The sequence below is a fragment of the Brevundimonas sp. genome (assembly GCF_052436175.1).
Classification (GTDB): Bacteria; Pseudomonadota; Alphaproteobacteria; order Caulobacterales; family Caulobacteraceae; genus Brevundimonas.
This window is the reverse complement of record NZ_JBQVNM010000037.1, coordinates 21,389-27,388: the sequence shown is the minus strand read 5'-3', so window position 1 is coordinate 27,388 and position 6,000 is coordinate 21,389. Positions and strand designations below refer to the sequence as shown.

General features: G+C 69.8%; 8 protein-coding genes. 3 read left to right on the top strand and 5 right to left on the bottom strand.

The annotated features are described in order from the left end of the window. Positions 1-802 (top strand): ATP-binding cassette domain-containing protein (locus ACT6QK_RS09700; protein WP_444597626.1); only part of this gene is annotated, 802 nt, incomplete at its 5' end. Here the strand turns inward: ACT6QK_RS09700 and ACT6QK_RS09695 are convergent. The 4 genes from ACT6QK_RS09695 to ACT6QK_RS09680 all read right to left on the bottom strand — a co-directional run bounded on the left by ACT6QK_RS09695 (position 799) and on the right by ACT6QK_RS09680 (position 4,300). Beyond that, positions 799-2,388 (bottom strand): sensor domain-containing phosphodiesterase, encoded by a 1,590-nt coding sequence (locus ACT6QK_RS09695; RefSeq protein WP_444597625.1) that lies wholly within the window; start codon positions 2,386-2,388, stop codon positions 799-801. The genes ACT6QK_RS09700 and ACT6QK_RS09695 overlap by 4 nt on opposite strands. 63 nt (positions 2,389-2,451) lie before the next feature. After that, the gene (locus tag ACT6QK_RS09690; RefSeq protein ID WP_444597624.1) at positions 2,452-2,898 is read right to left on the bottom strand and encodes a flagellar basal-body protein FlbY; all 447 of its coding nucleotides are present in this window, start codon (positions 2,896-2,898) and stop codon (positions 2,452-2,454) included. After that, positions 2,895-3,185 (bottom strand): rod-binding protein, encoded by a 291-nt coding sequence (locus tag ACT6QK_RS09685; RefSeq protein WP_444597623.1) that lies wholly within the window; start codon positions 3,183-3,185, stop codon positions 2,895-2,897. Before ACT6QK_RS09685 ends, ACT6QK_RS09690 begins: the two co-directional genes overlap by 4 nt. A gap of 2 nt (positions 3,186-3,187) precedes the next feature. Continuing rightward, a complete protein-coding gene (locus ACT6QK_RS09680) occupies positions 3,188-4,300 on the bottom strand; it encodes a flagellar basal body P-ring protein FlgI (RefSeq protein ID WP_444597622.1) in 1,113 nt (370 codons plus the stop codon). A gap of 184 nt (positions 4,301-4,484) precedes the next feature. On the opposite strand from ACT6QK_RS09680, the gene ACT6QK_RS09675 reads away from it, so the two are divergent. Further along, positions 4,485-4,910 carry a flagellar assembly protein FliX gene (locus ACT6QK_RS09675; protein ID WP_444597621.1) on the top strand — a complete coding sequence of 142 codons (426 nt, stop codon included), beginning with the start codon at positions 4,485-4,487 and terminating at the stop codon, positions 4,908-4,910. 183 nt (positions 4,911-5,093) lie between these two features. Beyond that, positions 5,094-5,528, top strand: a complete 435-nt coding sequence (gene dksA, locus ACT6QK_RS09670; protein WP_444597620.1) for an RNA polymerase-binding protein DksA — start codon at positions 5,094-5,096, stop codon at positions 5,526-5,528. Positions 5,529-5,609: 81 nt separating this feature from the next. Here the strand turns inward: dksA and ACT6QK_RS09665 are convergent, their stop codons facing one another. Next, positions 5,610-5,915 carry a CC_3452 family protein gene (locus ACT6QK_RS09665; protein ID WP_444597619.1) on the bottom strand — a complete coding sequence of 102 codons (306 nt, stop codon included), beginning with the start codon at positions 5,913-5,915 and terminating at the stop codon, positions 5,610-5,612. Positions 5,916-6,000: the final 85 nt, after the last annotated feature.

Below are 6,000 nucleotides of genomic sequence, written 5' to 3'. Positions count from 1 at the left end.
GGCGGGCCGGGCCTTCCGCATGAAGGCCAGCGAGCCGAAAATCCTGCTCGACGCCGCCCGGGACCGCGCCGAACGCACGGCCGGACGCGGTTCGGCCCTCGCGGACCGATCGCGCGAGGCGGCGGAGGCGGCGCTGGAAGCAGCCGAGGCTCGGGTTGAGCGCGGCAAGCGGCTGGGCATGGAGTTGCCGTCGTCGGGTCTGGCGGCGGGGCGGACGGTCCTGACCCTGACCGGCGCCGCCTGGGATGCGCCGGACGGACGGCGGATCGTGGGGCCCATCGACCTGTCGATCATCGGCCCGGAGCGGGTGGCCATCGTCGGCCCGAACGGCGCCGGCAAATCCACTCTGCTTCGACTGGCGTCAGGCGCGCTGGAGCCGACGGCAGGGTCGGTCGAACGACCGGCCCCCTCGGCCATGCTGGACCAGTCGGTCAGTCTGCTGCGGGATGACGAGACCCTGGTGGACGCCTTCCAACGCCTGAACCCGGAGGCCCGCGCCAACGCGGCCCGCGCGGCGCTGGCGCGAGGCCTGTTCCGCAACACGGCGGCGGACCGGACTGTAGGGAGCCTGTCGGGCGGCGAGCGACTGCGGGCCGGCCTCGTCTGCGTGATGGGGGCGGAGACGCCGCCGCAACTGCTGATCCTCGACGAGCCGACCAACCACCTGGACATCGAGGCGATGGAGGCCGTCGAGGCCGTCCTCTCCTCCTGGGACGGCGCGCTTCTGGTCGTCAGCCACGACGCGGCCTTTCTGGACGCCATCGGCGTCGAACGTCGGATCGCCTTGACAGATAGAATTTAGCCCCAGGCCTCGACGGCGCCGGTGCGGCGGGCAGCGACGGGGCCGGATGGGGGCAGAATGGTGCGCGGCTCGGCCTCGGCCTTTCCGAACAGCCAGCCCTGGCCGAAATCGACGCCGAGGTCACGCAGGATGTCGGCCGCCCCCTGGGTCTCGACCATCTCGGCCACGGTGGTCAGGCCCAGGGAGCCGCACAGTTCGACGAGGTGGGAGATCATGGTCCGGGCGCGGGGATCCTGTTCCAGGCCCTGAATCAGGCCGCCGTCGATCTTGACGGTGTCGACCTGCAGCTTGCGGACATAGTCGAACGAGGCGGCGCCGGAGCCGAAGTCGTCGATGCACAGCTTGATGCCCGCCTCGCGCAGGGCGGACAGGCGACGGTTGGCGGCGTCGATGTCGGCCAGGGCCGCCGATTCCGTCACCTCGACCATCAGGCGGCGGCGCAGGTCCGGCGTCTCGGCTGTCATGCGGAGCAGGGCGTTGACGTAGGCGTCGTCCACCAGCGAGGCGCCGGAGACGTTGACGGCGATCTTGAGCAGGCCCGAGCCCGGCTGGCGCAGACGGCGCACCACCTTGTCCAGAACGACCAGATCGAAGCTCTCGATCAGGGCCATCTCCTCGGCCATGCGGATGGCGCCGGCGGGCCCATCGACGGAGCGGAAGCGGGACAGGGCCTCGAAGTGATGAACGGCGCCGCTCTTGAGCGAGACGATCGGCTGATAGTGGACCTCGAAGGCGCGGTCGCGAACCATGGACCGGAAGTTCTCGGCCTCCTTGACGGTGCGGGCCAGGGCCTCGTTGAAGGCGGCGCCGGTTTGGCCGAGGCCGCCGTCGCGCAGACAGTCTTCAGCCGCCAGCCGCAGGGCGCGCAGGGCGTTCAGCGGCGGCACGTCCGCCAGATCGGCGGTGTCGGACGACACCGACAGGGCCACACCCTCTTCCTGGCCCAGGCGGGTCACCTCGCCGACCAGATCGCGCCGGTCGGCGGGATCGCGCAGGACCGCATAGCGCTCGGGCGCCAGTTTCGCGGCGCTCTCGCCGTTGATCGAAGCGGACTGCAGCGCGGCCTCGACCCGGACGGCGGCGCGAAGGGCGGCGTCGGTCTGTTCGGCCAGGCCGCCGACGTTGATGAAGTCGACCGCCAGACCCGCCGGGGCGACGCGATCCATCATCAGCGACCGGGCCTGGGCCAGGAAGGCGCTCGGGTCGAGGATCGGCGTTTCGGAGGGCGGCGCGAGATCGACCGCCTCGCCCAGCCAGGAAATCGAGCAGGACACGGCCGGCGCCAGTTCCGGCAGGCTGAAGGCGCTGAACGCGACCGGGCGGGCGCGATCGGAGCCGGCCTGCAGCCGGACGGGGATCGGGCCGATGCGTGAGCCCGGCCGAAGCTCGGTCAGGGCCTGGTTCAGCACCGGCAAATCAGTTGGGACCACGATGTCTGGAAGCGACCGGCCCTGCAGGGCTGCGCAGGGGACCTGTGGCGACGGTCCGGAGCCGAGCGCCAGGGCCACGCGCCCTTCGGCGTCCAGTTCGATCAGGAGATCGGACGAGGCGAAGGCGAAGCCGAGGAGCCGTTTGCGAATGGGCATTCCTCCACACCTAGCCCGACTGTCTTAAAGGCCCGTGTTACCGAGATGGTTAAAACCGCCGTTTCAGGCGCTTCGGTTCAGGGTGATGGCCGTGCCGTCCGCCGTCGCGGCGCGGCCCGAGGCGCCGTAGCCGGCACCCGACGCGCGCGCCGCCGCGACCTCCGCCGCGATCGCCTGGACCACGCCTTCGGAAATGACCCGCGCGGCCTGCACCGCCGAGGCGTGGCGGGCCAGGACGGCCTCGAACCGCTCCGTGGCGCGGATCAGGGTCTGGCGGTCGGCGATGGGCGCCGAGGCGGCGAGGGCGGGCGTGGCCTTCAGCTGCGCGGTCTCGCGCCGATAGAGGTTGGCCATATCCTGGGTCTTCGCCAGCCCGTTCACGATGTCCTGCGGCCGCCGCTCGGCGAAGGCGCGGGTTTCGGTCTCCAGGCGATCCGACAGGGCGTCGGTCAGTCCGATCAGGCGACGGACATGGACGGCGGCTTCGGCGGGGGAGGTGTGAGAGGTCATGCGCGGCCTTCCTGCATCTTGAGCATTTCGGACATGACGAGGCCGGTGACGCCGATCCCGCCCGCCTTGACGACCTTTTTGGCCATGGCGTCGATCAGAAACCCGCGCCAGGTGCCCTCGGCCTCGCCGCCGCCGAACGGGGCCTCGGTCGAAAGGCCCTCGAACATGGGCTTGAGCATCTGCGACATGAAGGAGACCTCGAAGTCCTCGGCGGTCTGGGCGATGCGGGTGCGGGCGGCGTCGGTGATCGAGGAGGTGGCGGCGGGGGAGGCGGTCTGGACGGTCATGCTCACATCACCTCGATTTCAGCCTGAAGGGCGCCGGCCGCCTTCACGGCCTGCAGTATGGAGATCATGTCTCGGGGCGAGACGCCCAAGGCGTTCAGGCCGTTGACCAGGGTCGCCAGGGAGTTGGAGCCGTTGACGATCCGCATTTCGCGGCCCAGTTCCTCCTCCACATTGACAGTCGAGTCCGGGACCACGGCGGTCTGGCCCTGGCTGAAGGGGTTGGGCTGGCTGACCTGGGGCGTCTCCTGGACCGATATGGTCAGATTGCCCTGGGCGATGGCGACGGTCGAGACGCGGACGGCCTCGCCCATGACGATGACGCCGTTGACCTCGTCGATGATGACCTTGGCCGGGGCGTCCACGGCGACGGGCAGGTTCTCGACCCGGCTGATGAAGCCCGCCATGCCGAGCTGGGCGGGCGCGCGCAGGGCCACGACCGTGCCGTTCTCGGCCAGGGCCGTGCCGGGATAGGTCTGATTGATGGCGGCGGCGACTCTCTGGGCCGTCGTGAAGTCCGGGTTGCGCAGCGTCAGCCGCACCTCGTTCATGTTGGCCAGCTGGAAGCCCGTCTCGCGCTCGACCGAGGCGCCGGAGGCGATCCGGCCGGCGGTGGGGACGCCGCGCGACACCGACGAGCCTGAGGCGCCGCCGGCAGAGACGGCGCCGGTCTGAATGGATCCTTGCGCCACCGCATAGACCTGACCGTCCGCGCCTTGCAGGCTGGTGACCAGCAGGGTGCCGCCCAGCAGGCTCTTGGCGTCGCACATCGACGACACCGCCACATCGATGCGCGAGCCGGGCGTGGCGAAGGGCGGCAGTTCGGCGGTGACCATGATGGCCGCCATGTTCTTGGAGTTGGCGTTGGCGCCGCGGATGTTGACGCCCAGACGCTCGGTCATGCCTTCCAGCGACTGACGGGTGAAGGGGCAGTTGCGCAGGCTGTCGCCCGTCCCGGCCAGGCCCACGACGAGGCCGTAGCCGACCAGCTGGTTGGCGCGGACCCCCTCGATGGAGGCGATGTCCTTGATCCGCGACTGGGCCGAGGCCGCGCCCGCCGACGCCATCAGACCGACGGCGGCGAAGGGGGCGATCAGGGCGGCAAGCAACTTCTGCATCGTCGGGGCGTCCGAAAGCGAATGACGCCGTGCGCGATGCCAGTCTCGTGCCGTTTGGAAAAGCGTTTGATTACAACGGTTCGGCGTCGATCAGGGCGGGTCGGTCCGGCAAATCCTGCCGGGCTGTTAACCAAACAGTGACGATCGGGCGGCGATGGTGGCTCATGCGCCGGAGTCTCCCATCATGAAGGTCAGCGGCCCCACCGGTCCCGCCGCCGCTCCGGCCGCCCGGCCGACGCGCTCTGCCGGCGGCTTCAGCATGGGCGGCGCCGCTCCGGCCGGGGCGTCGGCGCCCGCCATGTCTGCGGGATCCGCCAACGGTCTGACCGGGGTCTCCGCCCTGATGGCCCTGCAGGGGGTCGAGGATGTGACGGAACGCCGCCGCCGCTCCATCCGTCGCGGACGCGGTTTGCTGGATCGCCTGGACGAACTGAAGCTCGCCATGCTGGCCGGCGAGGCCGGAGAGGCCGCCTTGGCTCGGCTGGGCCGAGACATCGGCGAAGCCCGTCCCGACGAGGACGACCTGGGCCTGCGCAGCCTGCTGGACCAGATCGACCTCAGGGCCAAGGTCGAGCTGGCCAAGGCCGAAGTTCGCCGCAGTGCAGCATAAACCCGTCGAATCTCACGGGAATATCGGTTTTCGCGGCGCCATGTGAGGACGAAATGTCACGCCCGGGGCCCTGCGTTAAACTTTGCGGATCACGGACGCGCGAACCGCGTTGCTCCGACTCTGCGCTTGCGCCTATAGGCAGGCTGCCCGCAGGGGGGTGATTTGACCGCGAGCGTGAGTGCGATGAACGCATTGGCGTCCAATGTTATCGGAGAACCGGCCGCGTATCGGCCGTCCGACGACGAACCGTTCATGAATGAGCGGCAACTGGCCTATTTCAAACACAAGCTGTTGGCGTGGCGGGACGAGATCCTGCGCGAATCCAAGGGCACGGTCATCAATCTGAAGGCCGAGACGGAAAACCATCCCGATCTGGTCGACCGCGCGTCGTCGGAATCGGACCGGGCGCTGGAACTGCGGACCCGTGACCGTCAGCGCAAGCTGATCTCCAAGATCGAGGACGCCCTGCGGCGGATCGAGGACGGATCCTACGGCTATTGCGAGGACACCGGCGAGCCGATCGGTCTGGGACGACTGGAGGCCCGCCCGACGGCGACCCTCTCGGTCGAGGCCCAGGAGCGGCACGAGCGCCGCGAACGCGTCCACCGCGACGACTGAACGAACAAAAGCCCGCGTCGCCGATTTGGGCGCGCGGGCTTTGTTTTTCAGCGCCGCCCTTTCGGGCGAGGCGCTGCGGTTTCAGGCGTTGCAGGTCGCCAGGGCGGCGGCGTCGAGGGCCTGACCCTTCCACGAGAACTCAGTGACCGCGCCGAAACGGGCGACCACGCGACGGCAGGCGCGGGCGGCGGGCTGGTTGGCGCCGCCGGTGGCGGTGCAGGCCGAGCCTTCGCAACGCCAGGCGGCGCCGTCGATGATGGTGCGGCCGGCAGGGGCCTTGGCGGCGTCGGCCAGGACGGCGCGAGTCGCGGCAACGGGCGCCTCGACAGGCTGGGCGAAGGCCGGCGCGGCGACGAAGAAGGCGGCGGCGATCAGAAGCGAACGCATGGGAAGACTCCGGATGTGATCGGAGCCGCAAAGGCGCTCCGCAGCGCCCTTGTGTCAGTCTTTATAAAAAACTGTCAAGCCACAT